The sequence below is a fragment of the Yersinia sp. 1652 StPb PI genome, from assembly GCF_041538345.1.
Lineage (GTDB): Bacteria > Pseudomonadota > Gammaproteobacteria > Enterobacterales > Enterobacteriaceae > Yersinia > Yersinia enterocolitica_E.
Window position 1 is genome coordinate 373,916 of the sequence record NZ_JAULSM010000001.1, and the last position, 24,304, is coordinate 398,219.

Sequence of the window (24,304 nt, forward strand, 5' to 3'; positions counted from 1 at the left end):
TAGCCTTCTGTTAATTAAGAATGTAAGCAAGTCGCCGTGATAGTGCGAGTGTTGTTAACGATGGATTAGCCGCACCGGGTCGCGGGAATGTACTTGGGCCAACAGCATATAAATTTTTGATATGATCAAATTCATGATTTTCATTCAATATCTCTCCCAGTGGCAGAGTACTACTTTCATGGTTTTCCGTTCCAAGTGGGCTTATCCATGTGACGGGTTTGTTGGCATGGACTACCCTCGATGGGGAATGAAATTCATGATAAACATCCCCCATGGTTCTGGCATGGACAGTAAAACCGCCTTCAAAAACTAATGGGGAAAAGGGGATTGATATATTTTCACAAATGCCATGCCAGAATATATTTAGTTCATCCCGCTGTTTTTGTATCAATACATTATCATCATTATTTAAACCACTATAAATTGATAAAGGCATATTCTCATCATTTCTATTTATGCAAATATATCCATGATCGGAGGGGATCTGTTCGCCCATTGTCCATACTTCTAATTCAATGCCAAAATCTGATTGGGTGATAGTGAAAAATAAATTAAATCTTTCTCCTGCGGAACTATGGCAAAAGAATATAGTGTCAGGTTTATATTCAATTAACTCTCTCAGCATATCGGGTAGTTTATAATACTCAAATGTCACATTAAATCCCTGAACAATGTGATCGACGAGTCCAGTTATTTTTTCCTCAATTAAATGTCCAGAATCATAAAGTACTTGCGCTGCCAAACGTGTATTCTCAATGGTACCTAAGGCGAGAACACATTTATCAGCGAAGATGGTATATACCTCATTAGAGCTAATATGTCTCAACTTAGCGCCAATACAGTGACCATTTTTAATAATGAGTGACATAACTTCATACCCAGGAATTATTTTCGGGTTAGATCTTAATTGGCTATCCTCTTTCCAATAGGAAAGTGGTGAATAAGATTCCCAGCCACCTGATGAATCAATGTTACGAATAACCTGAGGTGTTATTTTAAACTCAAAACCAGAAAGCTGAAGAGAGTAATCTATATCGTGATTATTATCTGCCCATGCGAGCATTTCAGACTGCACCTGTGTGTAAAGTGATGGTCCACCTAACCAACTTTCAGTAAGATCATGGGCAATATTTGAAGGCCAGAATTTAAGTGTCTCAGCCTCTATTGGTAAAATAACACCATGCCAATAAAGGGATCTACCGCCGACTCTACGACGTAGACAAGTTCCTTTAGCAAAATGAGGTTCATTTAAAGAATGCCATGAACGGTAGGAGTATTTATCAGATCCTTCATTTTTCCAATATTCATTGGCTCGTTCATATTCACCTCCTGCATTTATATGGTTGTAATCATCTGCTGGACCAGCTTCTATAACGACGATATCTTTTATTCCTCTACAATTTAAATGCTTAGCTAACTCTAAACCCGACATTCCAGCACCGAGTATTAAAATGTTTATTTTGGGTGGAATTTCGCTTTTATTTTTGCGTATGTTAATATCTATAATATTCATTATATATTCCTTTGAATTGAGTTTTTTATTGAAAGTAATAATCTATATTTATAATAACTTATGCATAAATTTACACCACGGTTCTCTAGGGAATTTTGATTGAACAAATTTTTTATTATTAGCTAATAGAGTTTTAATCTCGTCAGCCTCGGCAGCATGTAACTGCATCCATTCAAATAACTGTTGTGCAGCATCCCTGGGGTGTTCTGGGATTACTTTAATATGATGGTACTCAGTGCCATAAAACTCGGTGAAGGCCGTATACTGTGTCACTGCGCAGGGAATACCTGCAATAGCAGCAAGTGCTGGACCTAAACCGACACTTTCCACGTTCTCTACATTTGGCGTAAATAAAACTGCGCCGGATAACGTATGGCAAATGATAAGTAAGTCAATTTCATCTAAATGCCATTTGTTGTCTTTATCTTTATATGTTTTTATCGGTACTTCATCTAAAAATATAATACTATTGTCTAGGTTGTATTTTTTTACCTGCTCTTTTAAATCATGAGCATACTCAGGATCTTCATTCATGTTCCCGAATATCAACAGTTTCGGCGTGGGTAGTTTTTTTTCTTTATAAATATCAAGTAGCTTATTAAAAACACTTATTGATATTTCGATACCCTTGACTCTAAATACTCTAACGGGAACGATAACAATAGATGAATCTATAGCTATATTATATTGGTTTAAAAAATCAATGTGAATTTTGCTAAAAGCAGATACATCGATTGACGGTAATATATTAGGAATGACATCAGGTACCAGTTCTGTTGGATAGTCTCTACTTTCCTTCGCCAAGGCTTCAGACGCAACTATCCATTTAGTATAGGTATTATCTTGTGGTATGGGTGTCAATATATTGGGTTTTTCAGGATATAGTCTTTCTTCATGTTCATAAATGGCATAACTACCAAATAGGTCATGATCCCAAAAAATAATACCGCCGTTATCTTTTTTAGCCCAATACCTTCTCGCTGCGTTGTGCAGTGCCAGACTAACAGGAACGGCATCCGAAAGTGTAATATTTAAGCAAAATACCCAATCGACGTTATTATCTTCAAACCAACTTAGGAAATAATCCTCATAAATTTTAGCAATAGAATTAATATCTTGATTGATCTGTTTAATTTCTTCTCCTGTTAATGATTTATATTTTGCTACCCTCTTTCTGATATGAGTAAAACAGTGCCCATGATCGCTATCATAAGAGTATTTTTGATGGATAGAACTTATCCTCATCCATGTTGGATATTGTGATTCTGTACTACCATGAGGGAAAAAGTTTTTTTTGTCCGGCCGCCAAGAAAATCCTAAATCGGCGGGTATTTCATTTATAATATTATTGTTTTTTATAGCTATTTCTGCAACATTTCTAAAAATAGTGAGTAGACCACTCGTTGGGAGTCCATCCCCTGATATGATAGCCCACTTTGTTTTTTTCATTATCTATCTCCTGAGGTTAACTGTTTAATTAGTGTATTTGATAGTGTATTAATTAATAAGAATGCCAGTACGCAACTAACCAATATCATAATCAATGCAGTTCTTAATGATGTCATGTCGGCTAACATCCCTATTAACGGTGGAAATATAAGTAGGCCAACTCTTGATATCCAAGTTGCGAATGCGACTCCACTCGTCGAGTTTATATTGGGTATTTGGCCAATAAATGAAATTGTTAAGGGGAATACCACTGACATCCCTAATCCGATTAGTGAAAAACCTAATATTGAAACAATTGGTGAATGAATAGTTATCACAATTAAGATTCCCAATGCTGCCATTAGAATTCCGTATCTTAATACTGGGATATTACCCAATTTATTGGTCAGGTAATCACCAAATCCTCGCCCTATAACCATTGATACCTGACATGCTAAATAAGGCAAACCTGAAATAACAGATGGAACTTGATAGTAACCATTCATATAGATAGCCCCCCAAACACTTGCTGTTTCCTCTATACCGCAAGTGAATGTTAGCAAGATTAACGCAATGATATACAGTTGAGTACCTGTGGTGCCCATACTTTTTTTAATATTTTCACGAAGGGAAAGTTCATCAAGTGAATCCCCTTTTTGGAAAAATATCATATAATTAATCAATATTATTAGGTTCATAAGCAATACGGAAAAACTAAATTGTCCCATAGACAGTCCGAATCCAATTGCTGATATGGCGATGCCCCCCCCCATGATTGTGCCGATACTTTCTGCACCATGAAATCTATTAATCAAGCTTCGACCATATAATCTTTGTATGTTAAGTGCCTGCACATTCATACAGGTATCTGCCCAAGCATCGAAAACCCCAAACAGGAAGAGCAGTAGTGTTATTTCATACCATGATGATGCAAATGGTATTATTGATATGATAATTATAAAAAATAAAAATGTTATAATTGTCGCCCAATATAATCCAATGGTGTTAATGAAATTCTTGGACAATAACCCCATAACAATTGCTCCTGCTGGGATTGCAGATATCATTATGCCAACCATATAATGACTTAGATGAAACTTTTCTTTTATGTCTGGAATCCAGGGAACGATACTCGCGTAGGCTATTCCGTGGATGAAAAACAGTAATGATAGTGTAATATTTTGTTTTGTTTTTATTTGATTTATTTTAATTTTCATTAAATTAATTTCACATGAGGGTATTGTTACTGCATATAGTTTAAATCGAAGCCTAATATATTTCTGTAACCTGTTTTTATTAATGGATCTTTTAATTTTATAGGGGTCACTTTGTGCCAAATGGTTGAATTTCTATCGATATGAAACAAACCTTCACCACAGTTCAATGTTTGTGATTTAATAAACTCTTCTCTTTCTGTACAGTAGAGTTTACTCGTTCCTCCGTCAATATTGTATTTATCAATAATTAATGCTGATACAATATAGTCACATCCATCCTGATGTAAGCCCTCTGGCGAATTACAGACCGAATTCACTGTATTATCAATAATCAAAGACATCTGATGACAGGTAACTTCAACCTTTTCTATTTTTTGCCCATGCTCACATTCGCACAGCATTTCGACGAAACTCCTTATGAGCTTTTTTAATATAAGTGAATGACTTATTGCCGGGTCCATTGGCGGGAATTGACGTTTTAATTGCCTTAAATCTGAGGGGTAGTCAGCATGTTGAGTAAAGTTAGTTAATTCTGGGCAGGCAATATTACTGACTTCCCATTGATTATTAATGTATTTAACAATAAATCGGCTAATGCTTCTTTTTCTAAAAGGTTTATAGGAGTAAAAAATTTGTCTATCTATATCAGATAAACGCAATATGAGTTTTTGAATGTTTGGTGGTGGGGATTTATCATCCAGATAACGTTGAGCCTCCTGAAAGATGATGACTTTATCGTTATAAAATTTTCTGGCCAAGAATTTTAATTGAGATATTTTTATATCATTAGTATCCCACGCTAATGATTTAAATGACAAAGTATTTTTAACGTGATTTATATCCATCCCAAGCTCATTGATATTAAACTGAATGATTTTATATTTAATCCCCATAATGAAAATATCCTAGTAAGTTAATTTGTTATTGATAAATTACATTGATAAAAATAAGCCATATAAACACACATGTATTAGTGGGCCTGTTTTTATTGATGACTTGCTATTTTTTATTGTTTCTTTCTTTTTTATATATCAAAGATCCCTTTTCGGCAAGTTTTTATCAATATCTATCATTGTATCTATATTTAGCTAATAATATGTTTTTGATTAAATATTGTTTTTATTGGTGATTGCTTTTTATAAAGTAGTAACGCGAGTGAATAAAATGCAGTTGTTACTGATAGGCGTGCCAGATGAGTTAAAAATTATCCATACTTTCAATATAAGATGGTTTTTTATGATTTAACTATAAATGTCAAAAAATGTGATCCATGTAAATAGAACGATGTTCCATTTTTGATATTATGCCACTTTACCATAGTGTAACTGGCTTTTCTTAATCGATAATAACCTAAAACCATTTTAATCTGGCGAGCATTAATAGCTAAGGATCATGTAATGCCAATTAACTTTCTGGGTAAAACGCTATTGTTAGGAGTGATGTCAATTGCTGTATTGGGGCAAGTCAGTGCTGCCCAGTATAATGCTGTGGTTTCTACTGCGCCTCAGGATAATGAGTTTCCCTCGATTAATGCTGCGTTAAAATCAGCACCAGCGGATAATTCGCTGTTTGTGATTTTCCTGAAAAATGGCATTTATAACGAAAGGCTAGAGGTCAATCGTAATAACGTTACTTTGAAAGGGGAAGACCGTGATGGTACGGTGATCAGTGCCAATACGGCAGCCGGTATGCTTAACCCGCAAGGAGAAAAGTGGGGAACATCTGGTAGTAGTACGGTACGGGTCAATGCGGCAAATTTTACGGCTGAAGAACTTACTATTCGTAACGATTTTGATTTCCCGGCCAATAAAAAGAAAGCTGACAGCGATCCGACGAAGTTAAAAGACACTCAAGCTGTGGCATTATTATTAGCTGAAAGCAGTGATAAGGCGCGCTTTAAGCAAGTAAAACTCGAAGGTTACCAGGATACGCTGTACAGCAAAACGGGCAGTCGTAGCTATTTTACTGATTGCGAAATCAGTGGTCATGTCGATTTTATTTTTGGTTCAGGTATTACGGTATTTGACCGGTGTAATATTATTGCCCGCGATCGTCGTGATATTGAGCCACCCTATGGCTATATTACTGCCCCCAGTACATTAAACACATCACCTTATGGTTTGATTTTCCTCAACAGTCGTTTGACCAAAGAACCCGGTGTTCCAGCCAAAAGTTTCGCTTTAGGGCGTCCGTGGCATCCGACCACTGCCTTTGACGATGGTCGTTATGCTGATCCTGCGGCCATTGGCCAGGCGGTATTTATAAATACGACGATGGATGACCACATTTACGGGTGGGATAAAATGTCTGGTAAAGATAAGCAAGGCGAGAAAATCTGGTTCTATCCACAAGATTCACGTTTCTTTGAAGCAAACAGTCAAGGGCCAGGCGCAGAGATTAATGCACAGCGGCGTCAACTCTCTGCTGAGCAGCTAAAAGCATTTACTTTGCCGATGATTTTCCCTGACTGGGCGGTGCATTGAGATTATGACTCGCCACCCTTAAATTGGCTGATATCCAGCCGATGAAGTTTTACTTTTCGCCATAAGGTTGTGCGGCCTATCCCTAATAAGGTCGCCATTTCATTTAGCTGACCTTGGCACACCAGTGCCGCACGAATAATGGCCTGTCTTTCTAATTCTTGTAGTGATAAGACAGGCTGAGGTTGCGGCATCTCCGGTTCTAATAACAGCCTCTCCCCCAGTAGATGCTCTGGCAAATCATTGAGGTTAATGCGGTTATTGCGGCAAGCCATGGCGGCCCGCTCCACCACACTTTTCAGTTCCTGATCATTCCCGGGCCATGGGTATTGGCATAACTGACGGATAACACTCTCATCTGGCTGGTATTGGCAGTGGAAATGTTGCCCAATGCTTGCCAATGTATGCTGTACCAGTGGGGGGATATCCTGTTGACGCTGACGCAGTGGTGGAATATGTAATTCGAAAGATTGTAGGGTATAAAATAGCTGGCGGCGAAAACGCCCTTGTTTAACCAATAAGGGCAAATCTGCCCCGGTGGCGGTAATAATTCGGACATCGACTGGGATCACCCGATTAGAGTTGACCCGCATTACCATGCCAGTTTTGACGATTTGCAGCAGAGCTGACTGCATTTCCGGCGACAGATATTCAACTTGTTCCAGATATAAGGTGCCACCGTTAGCCAGTTCAAATTTGCTGGGTTGGCCGGATTCCCCTTCACTGGCATCACTACCAAGAAATTCTCGCGCCATGAAATTTTGTGGCAATGCCTGACAATTTAAGACGATATAAGGGCCATCGGCGCGATTGCTGGCATTATGGATTGCTTGCCCCAACTGCTGTTTACCGACCCCTTCTTCCCCGTGCAGTAAAATCGGATGCCGGCCTTTGGCAGCCTGCTTGCCATAACGCACCAGGCGGCGCATTTCTAGTGAAGCAACCGGCATATCATCAAAAGTACAATTAGCCCCCCCTAATTGGTTGTGCACCATTTGCCGCAGTAATTCTTGTGGATGGAGTAATGCAATAAAGCCGCAGCGGTTACCATCTGGGATGGGTTTGAGGGTTAAGAGAGCCGGAATAAATTGCTGCTGATTCTCAAAAGTCACCTCGACGTGGCTGAGGGGATTACGGTGTAAAATGGCGTGGGTCAGTAAGGAGGGTAAGGTCAGCAAATCTGTGACCGGCTTGCCGAGGCTACTGGTTTCATCTAGTTGTAAAATAGCCGCAGCACGACGATTGAGATACAGCAGGCAACCGCGTTGGTCCCATGCCATGACACCATCGTCCACACCATCGAGTAGGGCATTGAGTTCATTCAGATGACGGTTAGTTTCTGCTAATAAACTATCTGCGTGGAGATAATTGCCAATTTCGCGGGCGATAGCCAATGTCAGAGGCAAATCACTTGCCGCATGTTCGGTGAGCAGGCTACCTAAAACAATGACCGCCCGTTGGCGGCCACTGTTGTCATACACCGGAGTGGCGCAAAAGCGCCACGGATGCAGCGCCTGTTTAAAATGCTGCTGGCCACTGACTTGTATCGGGTTGCCTTCAGCAATTGCCAGCGCCGGGGCATTGGTACCCATTAGCCCTTCTGCCCAATAACTGCCGCAATCAATCCCTAACGCCTGTAGCTGACTTATCGTTTGCGGATGCCCGCATTTCCATAGAGTACAGCCACTTTCATCCAGAATCAGCAGCACACAAGGGCGTGATTCCATATATTCGTAAGCATCTTCCAATGCCGCCTGACCTAATACCAGCAAGTCATTTTTGCGCTGACAAATTGACTGGAACGTCGCACCCACGGCCCGGTGAGGTACTCGCCATTGGTGGGCTTGCATCAATTTTTGGCAGCGCCGCCAGGAGTCGGCTAATGCAGGGGTGGTCACCGGTTCAGTGTTGCTCATTGAGCGCCTTAGAACCCGGATGTCGCCAATGGATCTGCCCTGGCAGAATCAGTTGATTCTGCGCCAGTGCTGATTCAGCAATCAAGCTGGTGATCATCTCAAAGCTGTGGCGTGCCAGCCCTTGGCAATCTTGTGCGATGGTATCTATTTTCAACGGCAGGCAGTCAAACAGATAGTGATCGTCAAAACTGCATAAATGAATTTCACTGTCCATTAATTGATGCTGATTGAGATAGCGCAGTACACCTTCTAACAACCCACAGGCGGCAGTAAACACCGCTTTGGGGGGGCGGCCTAATTGGGCACAGAGTTGGGCAATCATTTCATAACCGGAACTGGGTAGGTAATGGCCATTTAGGACCCACTCAGGGCGGCAGGTAACTCCTGCCTGTTGCAGCCCCTGCTGAAAACCAGCCAGCCGATCGCGTGTAGGGGAGATGCGTGGCTGACCACCAAGAAAATAAAACTCATCAGGATGTTGGCGGGCAACGTTTTCAACCAGTATGGCGGTGGAGGCTACCGAGTCAGTGATAACCAGCGGCAAATCTGATTCACCAATTAATCGATCCATCTGCACCACTGGCAGGCGGGCATTGATCTTTTGATATTCGCTGTCATTGAGCTGGCTGGAGGCGACAATTAGGCCATCGACCTGACGTTGAACCAGGCTATTGACCGCCATCATTTCCTGGCCGGGATTCTCATCGGTGCAGGCAATCAGTAGCTGTAATCCAGCTTCGCGACACAGCATCTCCAGCTCCCGTGAAATCAGGGCAAAACCGTGATTGGTCATCTCCGGGACCACCAATCCTATGGTGTGGCTGCGGGTTGAGCGTAGAGAACGGGCGTGGAAGCTCGGTTGATAGTTATGTTCGTTGGCCAAGGCAATTATACGATCCCGCGTTTCATCGGAAACACGATACTCCTTGCTACGCCCATTGAGCACCAAACTGGTGGTCGATTTCGACACACCAGCCAGTTTGGCAATATCGTTAATGGTAATTCGTTTATGATTTTTCACAGGTTATTGTTTTTCACTGAGTGAATCTGTCGCCTTGAAAGATAGTTCATTCTAACATGGGCGAAGACAACAACCAGTGTTGCAGACACAGTTCAGCATTTCCGTTAAAGATTGCTATCGGGTCTTCAGTCGGGAAGTAGCATGTAGTCATTACCGCCTCTCCCTGATTGATAAATATCTCTATGCTGCAACTATCGCAGAGCAGTTGTAACTGCTGCAATTGGCCGCGCCAATAACGGAACTCTTGCAGCCCGGTACGCAGATTGCGGCGGCTTAGTGTGATACGTTCACCATCCCATATCAGCATCATTTCATCGCCTAATTCGAGGATAAATGGCGCACTAACCTCGACTATCATTTCAGCACTGCGGATGGAGAGTGCCGGTGCCTGTTGAGCACGACCTTGCCACTGACGATGCTCACGGCGCAATGCCTGCAATTCACGCGCGGGTCGTTGAATGACTTTGCCGTCAACCAGACTCAGCTCTCGTGGGCAGGTCATGGTATGGATCCAACCATGGGCTACGGTGGGTTGATACAACTCATCTTCATCCGGGATGCCCATCCAGGCGAATAACAGGCGGCGGCCATCTGCGGCCAGCGTGGTTTGTGGCGCGTAGAATTCGAAGCCGAGATCCAGTTCGTGGAAATCCTGATGGGTGAATGCTGCCTTGGTATAATCCAATTGGCCCAGTAAATAGCCAGCCTGGAAGGTATTACGGTAACGCTCTGCTTCAGCGGCGATGCCCTGCGGGCAGAAAATCAGCACCTCCTGATCCGCTAACCTGAACATGTCAGGGCATTCCCACATATAGCCAAACGGGCCTAATCCACCCAGACCAGAACCGGCAATTTCACCCAGATTGTGCCATTCACGTAAATCATCGGAGCGTAATAGCAGCACTTTCCCTTGCAGTTGCTTATCCTGCGCGCCTAAAACCATGAACCACTGACCGTCGTGCTGCCAGACTTTCGGGTCGCGAACATGGCCGGTATAGCCCGCAGGTAATGGGAGCACTGGCCCTAATTTGTCGTATTCCCCTCGTTCATTCTCCTGTGCCAGACATTGGAATGCGGTGCGCGAGCCATCAGGATATTTCACATTACCGGTGTAAATCAGCGTGATTCGGTCATCAGCAATGACGGCAGAACCTGAGTAGCAGCCGTGGCTTTCATATTCTTCACTGGGTACCAATGCGACAGGCTGATGCTCCCATTGAACCAGATCGACACTACGCCAATGGCCCCAGTATTTACTGCCATGGCGGCAATCCAACGGGTTCCATTGATAGAATAAATGGTAATAGCCAGCATGATAAATAAACCCGTTGGGATCATTCAGCAGCCCGACACTGGGAGCCAGGTGCCAACCTGGCCGATGAGGGTCACGCGATGCGCGGATTTGGCCACGCATCACTGCCAGCGTAAGTTGTTTTAGCAAACTGACTTCTTGCATTATTCGCTGTCCGTTTTGTACTTAAGCAGTAGAGAGATAATAAATGCAGCGCCAAATGCAATAACCAATCCAATCAGATAATTAACAATTGAATTGCCTTGTACGATAGCGATGCCCGGGATGCCGGTTAAGCCCACCGCGGTCATATTGACATGATTCGCGACGACCCAAGCGCCTCCTAAGGCACCACCTGCCAGCGCAGCAAGGAAGGGTTTGATAAAGCGCAAATTAATCCCAAAAATAGCCGCTTCGGTAATACCAAGCATGGCAGAAAATGCCGATGGGATGGCGATGGCTTTAATTTTAGCATTGCGGGTCTTAAAGTAGACCGCCAAACAGGCTCCACCTTGTGCCACGTTTGCCATTGACCAGATGGGTAACAGGAAATTGACCCCGATATTCGGATTACCCAATAGCCCGGCCTCGATGGCGTGGAAGCTATGATGGATGCCGGTTATCACTATCACGGAATAAAGCCCACCAAACAGTAACCCGGCCAGCCAACCAGCATGGGTAATCAGAGTGCTAAGTACCAGCGAGATCCCATCCCCCAACACTCGTCCGGCAGGGCCGATAAATAATAGTGCAACGAAGCCGGTAATGATTACGGTCAAAAAGGGTGTGAGGATCAGGTCCAGCGCATCAGGTATCACTTTGCGCAGGCGTTTTTCCAACATACTCATAAACCACACTGCCAGTAGCACCGGGAATACAGTGCCCTGATAGCCAATCATCGCCACCTCCATACCGAAGAAATTCATAGTATGGAAACCGCCCGCCACTCCCCAGGCATTGGTTAGCGCTGGGTGCGTCAAAATGCCGCCCAGTGTTGCCCCCAGATACGGGTTACCGCCAAACTCTTTGGCAGCGGTGAAACCAATCAAGATAGGCAGAATGATAAAGGCAGCGGAGCTGAACATATCCAGCATGATAAACAGCGCGCTGTCAGCATCGGCCCAACCATAGGTTTTCACCATGCCGAGCAAGCCCATTAACAGGCCGGACGCCACAATTGCCGGAATGATCGGGACAAAAATATTAGATAGCAGGCGGGCAATGCGCTGGAACGGGTTGAGTTTACGCGCGGCCACAGCGGCAGCTTCAGATTTACTGGCTTCGTTTACACCTGCCACCTTGATAAATTCTGCATAAACTTTATTGACCAGCCCGGTCCCGAAAATCACCTGTAACTGCCCGGCATTGCTGAAGCAGCCCTTAACGCCATCGAGTTTCTCTACCGCTGATTTTTGCACCAAAGAGTCATCTGCCAGCACCAAACGCAGGCGAGTGGCGCAGTGTGCAGCACTGACTATATTCTCTTTACCACCAAGCAATGGGAGCAGAGCCGTTACGGTCTCATTGATATTCATGATATCCCTCGCAAATTTATTTTGATTCCTGCATGCCGAGGATCGTCACGGCAACAGGCGGTATTCGTCGTGATTACTGCGGTGCGTAATAGTTAGAACCAGGTTTCCATTTGGATACCAAAGTTCCATTGCCCACCGGCGGCAAAACCATCTTTACCGAAGGAATCATCCTTGGCGTAGTTATCCAGATCTTGGCTCCAATCCATATAGGTGGCGAACACCCGTATTTCTGGTCGGCTGAAGAAATTACTGATATCACCGGCTTTAAAGGTTGGGGCGAAGGTCAATTTATAGAAACCGCCACTGACTTTGTGATAATCCTTATAGCCTTGTGGGTCCAGGTTCATGTACTGATAACTACCTTCATAAGCCAACGCAAAGTTCTCGGTGATTTCTTGAATCAGGCGGGTATTGAATGTTATCCACTTATAGCTATCGCCCGAGACATAACGATCCTTACTTTGTTGCGCCAATATTGCTGGGGCCAGACTCCAGTTTTTACTTAATGCGGTGGTGCCGTAAGTCGCCAAACGCCAGGTATCTGCGCTGCTGGTTAAGTTGCCATCGGACCCGATAGATTTTACTTCAGCCCCTAAACCATGGCCGTACAGCAGCGCGGTTTTTGACGTACCATCACGTAGCCCATAGAAGCTGTCACCGTGATAGGCCAACATGCTGTGAATACCTTTATCTGTGGCATTAGTATTAACGGTTTCACCGCTATTTTTGCGCGCCTCATTATCTTTGGCGCGCAACCCGCTCACCATCCACTGGAAGGGGCCGCTATAGTTATTGGCAGTGAAAATATAGCTTTGAATATCGCTATTAACATTCTCGATCTCACCATAATTACGGCCATATAACGAGAAGTTACTCTTCAGGTTATCGGTCCATTTGATGTCATAAATACCGCCACCGGTACCGGCAAGGAATACCACGTCGGAATCCAGCCAGTGAATATCGAAGTTATCGCGATCGAAACGTTTACCGGCCCACAATGTACTGTCTTTAAAAATACCGTTAAAGGTTGGCAGGGTGCCCAGTTCGACAAATGCCTGGCGCACATTGAGGTCACTACTGTCGGCTGTCCAGTCGTTATAGCTGCGCTGACCATCTGCCAGCATCACTTTATAGCGGGTGGTGGCACCGTTATCCAGCTTCTGCTTTTTCTCCAAATTGACTTCGACATAAGTGTCAGGCTCATTACCCAAGCGGCCAACTGCCCCTCCGGTACTGCCGGCTGGCGAAACATATGGGCCACCTTGGGTGCCGGTGCCAGAGTCGTTCATTAGCAGGCCGGAACGGGCATAACCATGAAACTCAAAACCGTTACCATCCTGTGTTTTGCTTTCCAGTTTATCTGTGCGCTTAGCCACCTGAACGGTCTTTTCTTCTGCCTGACGCGTTCGAGTTTCCAGCTTTTGTGCCTGTTTTTCGGCAATTTCGGCGCGTGTTTCTGCATTTTTTGCCCGTTGTTCCGCTTGTTGCAATCGTTGCTCCAGCGCATTGAGGCGGGCTTCAATATCCATGTTTGAGGAAGACGAGGGTGAGGCTGCAGAGGTGGTTGTCGCTGCACAAGAAAGGATAAGTCCTATTGATACAGCAAGATAGCTTGGTTTTATCATCATTTTATATCACTCGGTATGTGATTGATTGTATTTGTGCTAAACAGCTAAACCGGTTTTTCATGGCTAACATAAGGGGGATCCTTGGGGATTAGCAAAACATTTTGCTAACCCGATTCAGCTATTGTGATCCAGACTGCAAAGTGCATGACTTTTTGAGGCGAATAAGGCGATGAGCAGGAAGAAGGCGCGCGCGATAATGCATGTGGCAGGCGCTAACATGCTGGGTGTTTAGCAAAAAGAGTGACAGGTAAGAGGAGGGGCGGATGCCTGCCTGTCAAAGGCGACATCCTAAATGGTTCATGCAGAGGAGGATTTATGCAGTTAGTGGTCGGGTTGGAGAAAATGCCGCAACTGTTGAGCATTAGGTAACGCAGTCATTGCTCCTTTAGCGCTGGTGGCTAAAGCACCACAGGCTTGTGCCTGATCGATGGCGGCGGTGAGATCTGCACCTAAATACCAATTCGGTAGCCGTGCCAATGCTGTCAGCAACCCAGCGACAAAGGCATCACCCGCGCCAGTCGTGTCTATTGGGGTGATTTTCCTACTCGGGTATTTTTGCAAACGATGGCGGTTATGCACCCAAACGCCATTGGCACCCAGTGTTACCAGTAGCAATTTGCAGCAATAGTCGGCCATCAACTGTTCCATTGCGCCAGCAATATCCTGATCCGGGCAGATAAAGTTCAGTTCTTCCAACGACAGTTTCACCACATCGGCCAATAACAGCGCCTGTTGCAGACAGGGGAGCAACGCTTGTGGTTCGCGCCAAATATCGGCACGGATATTGGGATCAAAGCTGACCCAACCACCGTCGGCTTTCATACGGCGCATCGCCTCAAAGGCGGCACTACGGCTCGGCTCTTGGCTTAAGGCAATAGAGCACAAATGCAGCCACTGATTGCTTTTAAATTCAGGTAAATCATCTGGTTGTAAGAATAGATCGGCACTCGGTGTCACCATAAATGTAAAAGTGCGTTCGCCATGCTCATCTAAATCCACCACAACTGTAGAGGTATGGTGCAGCGGATCCTGTGTCATCGCGTGGGTATCGACGTTTTCCTGTTGTAATATCTGCTGCATAAAACGACCAAAACTGTCTTGCCCAACCCGACCAATAAAGGCACTTTTACCACCCAATCGGGCGATGCCGACCGCCACATTGGCAGGTGCGCCACCTGGACACTTAAGGTAATTATTTGAATTTTCAGGAACTAAATCAATTACAGCATCACCTAAAACCCAAATGGTATTTTCCATGATAAACCCCTGTTTTCTTCAATCCTATTTGCTGCTAAAAGTAGAAGAATCGGTTTAGCAAAGCAACAAAATAATCCGTTATAGTAAAAAACAGTGCTAAGCCCCAGACCCTGATTCGCAATACTCTCCCTGCATGGTTTTTCTTTATATAAATGATAATCATTATTGTACATGTATTGTGATATACGAATATGGGCCAGATTACCCTGAGACATTGAGCAACATTGCCTGGATGATGGATGGGTATTTGAACTGGGGGGTAATAGCGCAATTTACGGTTTTAAACGCTAATTATGTTCAACTGTGCGGAAGGATGATTCGCTTAAATAGATGTTATCTGCCAGCAGATGAGCTAGTGATTTATTTTTTTTAGATGCAATGACAAGGTTTAATAACATAATGAAAGTGAAATATAATATCGCAGTATTAAACTCAACCATTATCGAAGAAAATAATAATTGAGTTTGTACCGCGTCATTTAATCAAGGTGACGATTCAACGTTTGATAATTTCTCTCCGGCAAAGGCAACTTTATTCCGGCCATCTTTTTTGGCCCGGTAAAGTGCTTCATCCGCGGCTTTAAGCGAGGAGGCCAGATCATAGGCTTGCAGAGGAGAAATACCTGCGCTCAATGTCACGGTTGTAGAAACTTTATGGTTAAAAACATGTGGAATATCAAGTCCTAAAACCCGTTGGCGTACGCGCTCTGCCAACTGGCTTGCATACTCTTCACTCACATGAGTCAGTAGCACTAAAAACTCTTCGCCACCGTAGCGCACCACGATATCCCGTGAACGAACAGCATCACGGATAGCCGCCGCAACACGTACCAGTGCTTGGTCCCCCATCGTGTGACCATAGTTATCGTTATAAGCTTTAAAATGGTCGATATCGAGCAACAATACGTAATGATTGCCGGGAGACTGAGCCAGTAGTGTTTCAAGTTTATTCTCCAGACCACGGCGATTATACAAACTGGTTAAGGGGTCTATCATGCTTAAATCACTGAATTTTTCCCTTTCATTATAAAGGCGTGCGACAAGTTTTCGGGTAAAGTCATCGCTACGACGTAGCATCAAATGATGTAAGGAGAAACCAATCAGTGGCAGCATGATGGTGAATACAATACGGAAAATATTTTGAAAATCGTCGAGTAAAATAACGGTTAATGCTGCTGGTGCACTGTGTAGACAAAAAGCAAGGAAATTATCAGACAGGGCTATGGTGCTGATAAAGAAAATCGTAAACAGGCTGAGTAGTAAGTAGTTATTTTCATTATTACCCAAATATTCGTATTTAAGAATGATTTGCCAGGCCCAAAGCAGGCCCATGATTATTGAAAATAAATTCAGTTTATTGGCATAATTCTTCGAAATAAAAATCAGATAAGCTGCGGTACTCAGGCTGATAACCGTGATCAGTACTATCGGTAATGTCACTGCTGGCGTTTCAGGTGACGGTAATATCATACTAAAAATAGCAGACGACGCATTAAGAAATAAAAAAAGCAGTAAAGAGAGCCGATGCTTACTTTTCAGAAGCTGATCGTAGGAATGGCTATTCATATTCAATTCACTCTGCATAATGTCGTGCTGTCAGTAGACAAATAAACGATATCCTCATGAAGCCCTATTATTTAGGCATCACGATAAATAGTTTTTCTTAGTAATTATTTTTGTTTGAAGCGTTTTAGTATCGTTTTAGGAATTTTCTTAACCAAAATTACCATTTTTGTTTCAGCCTGTCATCATGATGTTTCTTAACTTGATGTTGCCGCTGTCTGTCCGCTGCTAACAACTTCATAGTGCAGACTGCGACAGAGTGATATATGATATTGGTTATCATTATCACTTGGGGCCATTATTATGATTACAGCCAGATTAGCCGCTTATCGCTGGTGTGGGATCAGTGGGTTATTGAGCCGTGGTATGTCTAGTGGTTGGGGGATATTGCTGCCTTTTGCTTTACTGCCGGTTTTGGGATGGGCAGATATCACCGTCGGTCAGTTACGTATCCTGATTGTGCTCGCGATGCTGGCCACGGTTAGCATGTTGTATCACGCGCGGTTACGGCATTTCTTATTGCTGCCATCATGTCTGGCGCTGTTGGGTGGCCTGACGGCGGTGTTAATGCACAGCGGGATGCATTGAACCCAATCGCATTGGCTGAATTTTCTGTATTACAGGCATTTACGTGTATTTCAGGAAGAGGTCCTGCCAGAAGAGAGGTATTACTGTGCTTTTGAAATCATTGTGGTGCGAAGGGAGGGACTTGAACCCTCACGTCCGTAAGAACACTAACACCTGAAGCTAGCGCGTCTACCAATTCCGCCACCATCGCCCAAATGATTTCTTACTGCTTATATCCGTCATACTTCAAACTGCATCTGCGTTGGCTGCCTTTGTTCACCCCAGTCACTTACTGGTGTAAGCTCTTGGGAGTTCACTCGTTTGCCGTCTTTCTGCAATTCGAATTATTTTGGGTATATCTTAAAAAAGTAAAGCTTAGGATTTATATCACCAGCTTGGTGCGAAGGGAGGGACTTGAACCCTCACGTCCGTAAGAACACTAACACCTGAAGCTAGCGCGTCTACCAATTCCGCCACCATCGCATGTGCTGTGCAATATAAATCTCCCCTCGTACTTGAAGCCACAGGCTATTAAACCTCAATCACTTACCGCAGTAAGCCTATCTGGGTTGGTTTGCTGCCTGCAATGCCAATTACGTTGGGGATATACTACGAATCGCCAAGAAAAGTATGTTTGGTGCGAAGGGAGGGACTTGAACCCTCACGTCCGTAAGAACACTAACACCTGAAGCTAGCGCGTCTACCAATTCCGCCACCATCGCGTACCGGAACATCACTTTTATAAAGCAACTACGGAGGCGAATTCTAGAGATTTTCACGTTCAGGTCAATACTTATTTCCCCTAAGCGGGACGTTTGCTGTAAAAAGCATCATATGTTGAGCAATTGATTTGATTACAGAAGTATTTTTAGTTTTTAACGCCCGCTTGGTTGTGTTGGTGATAACTGTGGATAATCGGAAAACAGTTCAATCAGCCAGTCAATCAGCACTCTTACTCTAGGGGCAAGAAAGCGCCCCGCAGGGAACATAATAAACAGCGGCATGGCCGGTGGTGGACAGTGGGGCAACACCTCAATCAGTTCGCCTTGGGTTAATTGGCCCTGAATACCTGGCGTGGGAGCTTGAATCAATCCCAGGCCTGCGACACCAGCTGCGATATAAGCATCGGCACCATTGACACTCAAGATGCCAGGTAATGTGCGGCTTTCAACTTTCCCCTGATAAACAAATTCTAATGGGTAATCACGGCCATTCATCTGTGAAAAATAACCCACCGCTTGATGGCCGGCCAGGTCGTCGAGGGACTGCGGAACACCATATTTGGCGAGATAAGCTGGTGACGCACAGGTTATCTGTGGTTGCTGACCAATATTACGTGCTGCTAATTGCTCATCATGGGGCAGCCATGCACGCAAAACACAATCGACACCTTCACGCATCAGGTCAATGGTACTGTCATTCGCGCCGAGAATCAGCGTGATATGGGGATAACGCTGATAAAAGTCATTTAGTGCGGGGATAACCACATTGCGGGCTAGCGAATGTGGCATATCAATGCGTACTTTCCCTTCCGGTTGCAGCCGCTGATGGCTGAACAGCGAGTCAGCCTCTTCAAACGCCGACAGTAATTGCAAACAACGCTGGTAATACAGTGTGCCTTCCGCGGTGATATTCACTTGCCGGGTGGTGCGTACCAATAAACGCACGCCTAAGCGCTGCTCTAACCGTTTTAAGGTATGGCTGACCGTTGCGCGGGGCAATTGCAGTTTCTCCGCCGCGCGACTGAAGCTACCTAATTCAACAATACGGACAAATATCCGCATAGCTTGTATTTGGTCCATGATTGCACTCGTCCATTGTTGGTGTTTTTTGAACAGTAATGAGCAATCTGCATTATTTATCTTTCCTCGCTAAACAACCACACTTTCTTCCGACATCATTAACGGGGAATATCACAATGCAACAACGTCAATTAGGTTCGAATGGCCCACTAGTCTCAGCGCTGGGGCTTGGCTGCATGGGGATGAGTGACTTTTACTCCACCAATCAGGACGTGAATGAATCCATTGCGACGTTACATCGCGCGCTGGAGTTGGGGGTGACTTTACTCGATACCGCTGACATGTATGGCCCATTTACCAATGAGGAGTTGGTTGGACGCGCCATTAAAGGCAAACGTGATCAGGTCTTTCTGGCCACTAAATTTGGCATTGTACGTGATCCGACTGACCCGACAGTGCGGGGCGTCAGTAGCCAGCCTGATTATATTCGTAAGTCTGTTGACGGTAGCCTGAAGCGGTTGGGTGTTGATGTTATTGACCTTTATTACCAGCATCGTGGCGACCCGAGTGTACCGGTTGAAGATGTGATTGGCACTCTGGCTGATTTGGTCACTGCCGGTAAAATACGTTATATCGGTTTGAGTGAAGTCTCAGCGGCAACATTAGAGAAGGCCCATCAGGTGCATCCAATTACCGCAGTACAGAGTGAATACTCACTTTGGACCCGAGATGTGGAATCTTCTGTATTGGCGACCTGCGAACGGTTAGGTGTGGGTTTTGTGGCTTATAGTCCTCTGGGGCGCGGTTTTCTGACCGGAGCGTTACGCCGCCCGGAAGATCTGGCTGCTGATGATTTCCGCCGTCATAACCCGCGTTTTCAGGGGGATAATTTTGCCATGAATCTGGTATTAGCTGATGCGGTGGTGGAAATGGCGCGTGCGAAAGGGGTTAAACCCTCTCAACTGGCGCTGGCCTGGGTATTGGCGCAGGGGAAATATATTGTCCCAATCCCTGGGACCAAACGGCGTGCTTATCTGGAAGAGAATCTGGCGGCACTCGATCTGGTACTCAGCCCGCAAGAGCTGGCAGCACTGGATGCAGTATTCCCGTTCCATGCCGCAGCGGGTGAACGCTACGGCGTGGAAGGGATGGCCCATCTTAACGCCTAGTTTTAACGTTTTTTCTTGGAGTCTCGTGGCGCACGCCCGACAGTTGCCTGATACACCTTAAAACGGCCATTCTGGGCCAGCACTTCATGGCTGCCAAATGCCGCATCCAGCAGTGCAGGGTAAGGCAGGAAGGAGTTCGCCACTATCCGCAATTTACCACCGACATGCAGGTGAGCGGTTGCGCCGCGGATCAACAATTCCGCCGCAGTCAGGCTGGTTTGAATACCATCATGGAACGGTGGATTCGAAATAATCATCTCGAAGCGGCCTTTAATGTCGGAATAGACATTGCTGGCAATCACCTGCGCGTCGATGTTATTCGCCGCTAATGTCGCTCGGCTGGCTTCAATAGCGGCCGCAGAGACATCACTCAGAGTCCATTTGATTTTAGGTGATTGCTGCGCCAATACAGAGGCCAGCACACCTGCACCACAGCCGACATCCAGCACATTGCCTTTAAATGGCTCACTGAACGTAGACAGTAACAGATGGCTACCGGAGTCCAGCGAGTCACGGCTGAATACGCCGGGCAATGTTTTAACTGTCACATCGCCCACCTGGTAACTTTCCCACCAGGCATCGGCATCAAATTCCGGCTGTTTATCCAACCGGCCATGGTACAGACCGCAACGGCGGGCGCTGTCGATTTTAGTCAACTGCGCAAATTCAGATAACATTTCTTCTGCACTGCGCACGCCACTACGGTTCTCACCCACCACAAAAATATCGGTACCGACAGGCAATAACGAAAGGAGATTAGCCAATTGGAACTGGGCTTCCTGTTTGCTTTTCGGCCAGTAATAAACCAGCGTATCGCAGTTAGCCACCATGTCGGCAGTGGCCAAAAGACCGAATTGCACATTCTCTTCCAGCGTATTGCTCAGTAATTGCCAGTGGTGATATTGATTGGTATGAACCCGTACCCCGGCTGCATCAAACTGCGCTGGCAGCGCATCTTGTAAATCACCGGCAAACAACACATGGCGGGCTATAAATTCATCACTATGGCGCAGTATCACTTCACTGGCTGGGGTTAATGCTGACATCAGTCTTTGGCTCCTTAATAATATGATCGGGGATTATAGAGGTTTGTTGGCGCATGTTCGATGGGTTTGCTAGCATAGCGTCGAAATACGGGTCGCTCTGACAGGAAATGGCATGGCATCAAGACGAGACTTGCTGTTACAACAGCTAGGCATTACGCAGTGGACATTGCGCCGCCCGGCCGTCTTGCAGGGTGAAATCGCAGTTCGTTTACCCGAAGATACCCGCCTGCTGATTGTGGCACACCAGCTTCCTGAATATGATGATCCCCTGTTGTGTGATGTGTTGCACAGCTTGGGTCTCACGCCGCGTCAGGCTTATGCGCTGACGCCGGACAGGGTTGCAATGTTGCCGGAAGATACGCAGTGCAACAGTTGGCGATTGGGCATCAGTGAACCGCTTGCGGTCGCTGGCGCGCAGTTACACAGCCCGGCATTGGCCGGACTTTATCAAGACGCGAGCGCTAAGCGCGCACTTTGGCAGCAGATTTGTCACCATGAAGCAGATTTCTATCCTGACGCCAGCCGATCTGGCCACAGCGTACAAAATTGAGCAAGCCAGCCACGCTTTCCCGTGGACGGAAAAAACCCTGGTCAGTAACCAAGGGGAGCGCTATCTCAATTTTAAGTTGAGTGTCAGTCAACAAATGGTCGGTTTCGCCATTACCCAAATGGTGTTGGATGAAGCGACGCTGTTTAATATCGCCATCGATCCGCACTATCAGCGGCAGGGGTATGGCCGTTTACTGCTTGAACATCTGATTGAGCAGTTGGCAACACGTGATATCGTCACTCTCTGGCTTGAGGTGCGGGCTTCAAACGCACGGGCTATCGCCCTCTATGAGAGTTTAGGCTTTAACGAGGTTTCTGTGCGGCGCAACTATTACCCGAGTGCCGATGGGCGTGAAGATGCCATTATGATGGCGCTGCCGATGGGATAGCCCCGTTTTGCCGATTGTCAGTCGTGAATAATGACTGTTTGTTTTGAGTAACGACTGTTTGTCTTGAATAAATTGTCTATCTCGCATAAATCAGAGAAAATACCGCGCTATAGCCACTTATACCCGACGTGATAGGAGTTGCCGCTAAGCCTGCTGCAATTTCCAATAAGCAGGGTATAGCGCCACAATCAATGCCTCGCTTTGCCTGACCCGCATATCAATAGGATATGAGGCCCAGAGCAGGGCGGCCTAAAAGTAGAAATCTCAAATTATGTCTCCAAGTGAATACGCACTGGAAGTCGCGAAAAGACGTACTTTCGCGATCATTTCCCACCCCGATGCCGGTAAAACCACCATTACCGAAAAAGTGTTGTTGTTCGGACACGCAATTCAGACCGCCGGTACGGTAAAAGGCCGTGGCTCAAGCCATCATGCCAAATCAGACTGGATGGAAATGGAAAAGCAACGCGGGATCTCCATCACCACCTCGGTGATGCAATTTCCGTATGGTGGTTGTCTGGTTAACTTACTCGATACCCCGGGGCATGAAGACTTCTCCGAGGACACTTACCGTACTCTGACCGCCGTGGACTGCTGTCTGATGGTGATTGACGCGGCAAAAGGGGTTGAAGATCGAACCCGTAAGCTGATGGAAGTAACCCGTCTGCGTGATACACCAATCCTCACTTTTATGAACAAATTGGACCGCGATATTCGTGATCCGATGGAAGTGCTGGATGAAGTGGAACGTGAGCTGAAAATTGCTTGTTCACCAATCACCTGGCCGATTGGCTGCGGTAAGTTGTTTAAAGGGGTTTACCACCTTTATAAAGATGAAACCTATCTCTATCAGACGGGTAAAGGCCACACCATTCAGGAAGTGCGCATCGTCAAAGGGCTGAATAACCCAGACTTGGATGCGGCGGTAGGTGAGGACTTGGCTAAACAGTTCCGTCAGGAACTGGAACTGGTACAGGGGGCTTCTCATGAATTCGAGCATGATGCTTTCTTGTCTGGTGACTTAACGCCGGTGTTCTTCGGTACCGCTTTGGGTAACTTCGGCGTCGATCATATGTTGGATGGCTTGGTTGAATGGGCTCCGGCCCCGATGCCACGTAAAACCGATACCCGTGAAGTGGTTGCGGCTGAACCCAAATTTACCGGTTTTGTGTTCAAAATTCAGGCAAATATGGACCCGAAACACCGTGACCGTGTTGCCTTTATGCGGGTAGTTTCTGGCCGTTTTGAGAAAGGGATGAAACTGCGTCAGGTGCGAACCAAGAAAGACGTAGTAATTTCAGATGCACTGACCTTTATGGCTGGTGACCGTTCTCATGTAGAAGAAGCTTTTGCTGGCGATATCATTGGCTTGCATAACCACGGTACCATTCAAATTGGCGATACCTTCACCCAGGGTGAAGATATGAAGTTCACCGGCATACCGAACTTTGCCCCTGAATTGTTCCGCCGTATTCGCCTGCGTGATCCATTGAAACAGAAGCAGTTGCTAAAAGGTCTGGTTCAGTTGTCAGAAGAGGGCGCGGTGCAAGTGTTCCGCCCGTTGACCAACAACGATTTGATTGTTGGCGCAGTCGGTGTTCTACAGTTTGAAGTGGTCTCTTCACGACTGAAAAGTGAATACAACGTGGAAGCGGTGTATGAATCAGTTAACGTCTCTACCGCCCGTTGGGTTGAATGTGATGACGTGAAGAAGTTCGAAGAGTTTAAACGTAAGAATGAGGTTAACCTGGCATTAGATGGTGGTGATAACTTGAGCTATATCGCCCCAACGATGGTAAATCTTAATATTACGCAAGAACGTTACCCGGAAGTGAATTTCCGTAAAACCCGCGAACATTAATCACCCGCCAAGCCGCACTCTATCGGGGTACAGGGTACCCCGATTCATTAATTCTCTTCACTATTTCCTCCTTAGGATAACTCCTACTTAATCATAAAAATCCGGCTTTAGGGCGATTCCGACTGTATTTATT

19 protein-coding genes and 3 tRNA genes are annotated in these 24,304 nt (G+C 45.5%); 6 read left to right on the forward strand and 16 right to left on the reverse strand.

The window, feature by feature from the left end:
• Nucleotides 1-10: 10 nt before the first annotated feature.
• From Q2T71_RS01760 to Q2T71_RS01775, 4 genes are read right to left on the reverse strand one after another with little or no spacing between them, the layout of a single operon-like run.
• Nucleotides 11-1,513 carry a GMC family oxidoreductase gene (locus Q2T71_RS01760; protein ID WP_372557926.1) on the reverse strand — a complete coding sequence of 501 codons (1,503 nt, stop codon included), beginning with the start codon at nt 1,511-1,513 and terminating at the stop codon, nt 11-13.
• 48 nt (nt 1,514-1,561) lie between these two features.
• Nucleotides 1,562-2,962 carry a hypothetical protein gene (locus tag Q2T71_RS01765; protein WP_372557927.1) on the reverse strand — a complete coding sequence of 467 codons (1,401 nt, stop codon included), beginning with the start codon at nt 2,960-2,962 and terminating at the stop codon, nt 1,562-1,564.
• Nucleotides 2,962-4,158: an MFS transporter gene (locus tag Q2T71_RS01770; RefSeq protein WP_372557928.1), complete on the reverse strand. Its 1,197-nt coding sequence runs from the start codon at nt 4,156-4,158 to the stop codon at nt 2,962-2,964. Before Q2T71_RS01770 ends, Q2T71_RS01765 begins: the two co-directional genes overlap by 1 nt.
• Nucleotides 4,159-4,184: 26 nt before the next feature.
• Nucleotides 4,185-5,051 carry a 2OG-Fe dioxygenase family protein gene (locus Q2T71_RS01775; protein ID WP_372557929.1) on the reverse strand — a complete coding sequence of 289 codons (867 nt, stop codon included), beginning with the start codon at nt 5,049-5,051 and terminating at the stop codon, nt 4,185-4,187.
• Nucleotides 5,052-5,555: 504 nt separating this feature from the next.
• On the opposite strand from Q2T71_RS01775, the gene Q2T71_RS01780 reads away from it, so the two are divergent.
• Nucleotides 5,556-6,641: a pectinesterase family protein gene (locus Q2T71_RS01780; RefSeq protein WP_372557930.1), complete on the forward strand. Its 1,086-nt coding sequence runs from the start codon at nt 5,556-5,558 to the stop codon at nt 6,639-6,641.
• Nucleotides 6,642-6,643: 2 nt separating this feature from the next.
• Here the strand turns inward: Q2T71_RS01780 and dhaR are convergent, their stop codons facing one another.
• The 7 genes from dhaR to Q2T71_RS01815 form a co-directional block, all read right to left on the reverse strand.
• Complete coding sequence (gene dhaR, locus Q2T71_RS01785) at nt 6,644-8,554, reverse strand: dihydroxyacetone kinase operon transcriptional regulator DhaR (RefSeq protein ID WP_372557931.1); 1,911 nt, start codon at nt 8,552-8,554, stop codon at nt 6,644-6,646.
• Nucleotides 8,541-9,575, reverse strand: coding sequence for a LacI family DNA-binding transcriptional regulator (locus tag Q2T71_RS01790; protein WP_372557932.1), 1,035 nt, complete (start codon nt 9,573-9,575; stop codon nt 8,541-8,543). The genes dhaR and Q2T71_RS01790 overlap by 14 nt, the downstream gene beginning before the upstream one ends.
• A 46-nt stretch (nt 9,576-9,621) precedes the next feature.
• The gene (locus tag Q2T71_RS01795; protein WP_372557933.1) at nt 9,622-11,031 is read right to left on the reverse strand and encodes a glycoside hydrolase family 32 protein; all 1,410 of its coding nucleotides are present in this window, start codon (nt 11,029-11,031) and stop codon (nt 9,622-9,624) included.
• On the reverse strand, nt 11,031-12,401 hold the full coding sequence (locus Q2T71_RS01800; protein WP_372557934.1) for a sucrose-specific PTS transporter subunit IIBC: 1,371 nt from the start codon (nt 12,399-12,401) through the stop codon (nt 11,031-11,033). Before Q2T71_RS01800 ends, Q2T71_RS01795 begins: the two co-directional genes overlap by 1 nt.
• Nucleotides 12,402-12,493: 92 nt before the next feature.
• Nucleotides 12,494-14,029 (reverse strand): carbohydrate porin, encoded by a 1,536-nt coding sequence (locus tag Q2T71_RS01805; RefSeq protein WP_372557935.1) that lies wholly within the window; start codon nt 14,027-14,029, stop codon nt 12,494-12,496.
• Nucleotides 14,030-14,350: 321 nt separating this feature from the next.
• Complete coding sequence (locus Q2T71_RS01810) at nt 14,351-15,286, reverse strand: aminoimidazole riboside kinase (protein ID WP_372557936.1); 936 nt, start codon at nt 15,284-15,286, stop codon at nt 14,351-14,353.
• 482 nt (nt 15,287-15,768) lie between these two features.
• Nucleotides 15,769-16,869, reverse strand: a complete 1,101-nt coding sequence (locus Q2T71_RS01815; protein WP_372557937.1) for a GGDEF domain-containing protein — start codon at nt 16,867-16,869, stop codon at nt 15,769-15,771.
• 282 nt (nt 16,870-17,151) lie between these two features.
• Between Q2T71_RS01815 and Q2T71_RS01820 the strand changes: the two genes are divergently transcribed.
• Nucleotides 17,152-17,436, forward strand: a complete 285-nt coding sequence (locus Q2T71_RS01820) for a DUF1435 domain-containing protein (RefSeq protein WP_372557938.1) — start codon at nt 17,152-17,154, stop codon at nt 17,434-17,436.
• A gap of 103 nt (nt 17,437-17,539) precedes the next feature.
• Here the strand turns inward: Q2T71_RS01820 and Q2T71_RS01825 are convergent.
• From Q2T71_RS01825 to Q2T71_RS01840, 4 genes are all read right to left on the reverse strand, one after another.
• Nucleotides 17,540-17,626 (reverse strand) — tRNA-Leu (locus tag Q2T71_RS01825).
• A 185-nt stretch (nt 17,627-17,811) separates the two neighbouring features.
• Nucleotides 17,812-17,898, reverse strand: a tRNA-Leu gene (locus tag Q2T71_RS01830).
• A gap of 152 nt (nt 17,899-18,050) precedes the next feature.
• Nucleotides 18,051-18,137, reverse strand: a tRNA-Leu gene (locus Q2T71_RS01835).
• A gap of 153 nt (nt 18,138-18,290) precedes the next feature.
• Complete coding sequence (locus Q2T71_RS01840; protein WP_372557939.1) at nt 18,291-19,217, reverse strand: LysR family transcriptional regulator; 927 nt, start codon at nt 19,215-19,217, stop codon at nt 18,291-18,293.
• 116 nt (nt 19,218-19,333) lie between these two features.
• On the opposite strand from Q2T71_RS01840, the gene Q2T71_RS01845 reads away from it, so the two are divergent.
• Nucleotides 19,334-20,326, forward strand: coding sequence for an aldo/keto reductase (locus tag Q2T71_RS01845; protein WP_372557940.1), 993 nt, complete (start codon nt 19,334-19,336; stop codon nt 20,324-20,326).
• Nucleotides 20,327-20,328: 2 nt separating this feature from the next.
• Here Q2T71_RS01845 and rsmC read toward each other — a convergent pair whose 3' ends face one another.
• Entirely contained in the window at nt 20,329-21,372 is a 1,044-nt protein-coding gene (rsmC, locus tag Q2T71_RS01850) for a 16S rRNA (guanine(1207)-N(2))-methyltransferase RsmC (protein WP_083160702.1), read from the reverse strand.
• Between the two features lie 112 nt (nt 21,373-21,484).
• On the opposite strand from rsmC, the gene Q2T71_RS01855 reads away from it, so the two are divergent.
• From Q2T71_RS01855 to prfC, 3 genes are all read left to right on the forward strand, one after another.
• Nucleotides 21,485-21,922, forward strand: coding sequence for a DNA polymerase III subunit psi (locus tag Q2T71_RS01855; RefSeq protein ID WP_372557941.1), 438 nt, complete (start codon nt 21,485-21,487; stop codon nt 21,920-21,922).
• Nucleotides 21,867-22,310 carry a ribosomal protein S18-alanine N-acetyltransferase gene (rimI, locus tag Q2T71_RS01860; protein ID WP_083160698.1) on the forward strand — a complete coding sequence of 148 codons (444 nt, stop codon included), beginning with the start codon at nt 21,867-21,869 and terminating at the stop codon, nt 22,308-22,310. Before Q2T71_RS01855 ends, rimI begins: the two co-directional genes overlap by 56 nt.
• Before the next feature lie 271 nt (nt 22,311-22,581).
• Entirely contained in the window at nt 22,582-24,171 is a 1,590-nt protein-coding gene (gene prfC, locus Q2T71_RS01865; protein WP_005191790.1) for a peptide chain release factor 3, read from the forward strand.
• Nucleotides 24,172-24,304 lie beyond the last annotated feature (133 nt).

What these genes read in the sequence shown, in the direction of transcription:
- Q2T71_RS01810 (WP_372557936.1), bottom strand. Translation starts at nt 15,286, where the DNA reads ATGGAAAATACCATTTGGGTTTTAGGTGATGCTGTAATTGATTTAGTT.
- prfC (WP_005191790.1), top strand. Translation starts at nt 22,582, where the DNA reads ATGTCTCCAAGTGAATACGCACTGGAAGTCGCGAAAAGACGTACTTTC.
- Q2T71_RS01760 (WP_372557926.1), bottom strand. Translation starts at nt 1,513, where the DNA reads ATGAATATTATAGATATTAACATACGCAAAAATAAAAGCGAAATTCCA.
- Q2T71_RS01820 (WP_372557938.1), top strand. Translation starts at nt 17,152, where the DNA reads ATGATTACAGCCAGATTAGCCGCTTATCGCTGGTGTGGGATCAGTGGG.
- Q2T71_RS01815 (WP_372557937.1), bottom strand. Translation starts at nt 16,869, where the DNA reads ATGCAGAGTGAATTGAATATGAATAGCCATTCCTACGATCAGCTTCTG.
- Q2T71_RS01765 (WP_372557927.1), bottom strand. Translation starts at nt 2,962, where the DNA reads ATGAAAAAAACAAAGTGGGCTATCATATCAGGGGATGGACTCCCAACG.
- rimI (WP_083160698.1), top strand. Translation starts at nt 21,867, where the DNA reads ATGAAGCAGATTTCTATCCTGACGCCAGCCGATCTGGCCACAGCGTAC.
- Q2T71_RS01770 (WP_372557928.1), bottom strand. Translation starts at nt 4,158, where the DNA reads ATGAAAATTAAAATAAATCAAATAAAAACAAAACAAAATATTACACTA.
- Q2T71_RS01780 (WP_372557930.1), top strand. Translation starts at nt 5,556, where the DNA reads ATGCCAATTAACTTTCTGGGTAAAACGCTATTGTTAGGAGTGATGTCA.
- Q2T71_RS01775 (WP_372557929.1), bottom strand. Translation starts at nt 5,051, where the DNA reads ATGGGGATTAAATATAAAATCATTCAGTTTAATATCAATGAGCTTGGG.
- rsmC (WP_083160702.1), bottom strand. Translation starts at nt 21,372, where the DNA reads ATGTCAGCATTAACCCCAGCCAGTGAAGTGATACTGCGCCATAGTGAT.
- Q2T71_RS01800 (WP_372557934.1), bottom strand. Translation starts at nt 12,401, where the DNA reads ATGAATATCAATGAGACCGTAACGGCTCTGCTCCCATTGCTTGGTGGT.
- Q2T71_RS01795 (WP_372557933.1), bottom strand. Translation starts at nt 11,031, where the DNA reads ATGCAAGAAGTCAGTTTGCTAAAACAACTTACGCTGGCAGTGATGCGT.
- Q2T71_RS01805 (WP_372557935.1), bottom strand. Translation starts at nt 14,029, where the DNA reads ATGATGATAAAACCAAGCTATCTTGCTGTATCAATAGGACTTATCCTT.
- Q2T71_RS01855 (WP_372557941.1), top strand. Translation starts at nt 21,485, where the DNA reads ATGGCATCAAGACGAGACTTGCTGTTACAACAGCTAGGCATTACGCAG.
- Q2T71_RS01840 (WP_372557939.1), bottom strand. Translation starts at nt 19,217, where the DNA reads ATGGACCAAATACAAGCTATGCGGATATTTGTCCGTATTGTTGAATTA.
- Q2T71_RS01845 (WP_372557940.1), top strand. Translation starts at nt 19,334, where the DNA reads ATGCAACAACGTCAATTAGGTTCGAATGGCCCACTAGTCTCAGCGCTG.
- dhaR (WP_372557931.1), bottom strand. Translation starts at nt 8,554, where the DNA reads ATGAGCAACACTGAACCGGTGACCACCCCTGCATTAGCCGACTCCTGG.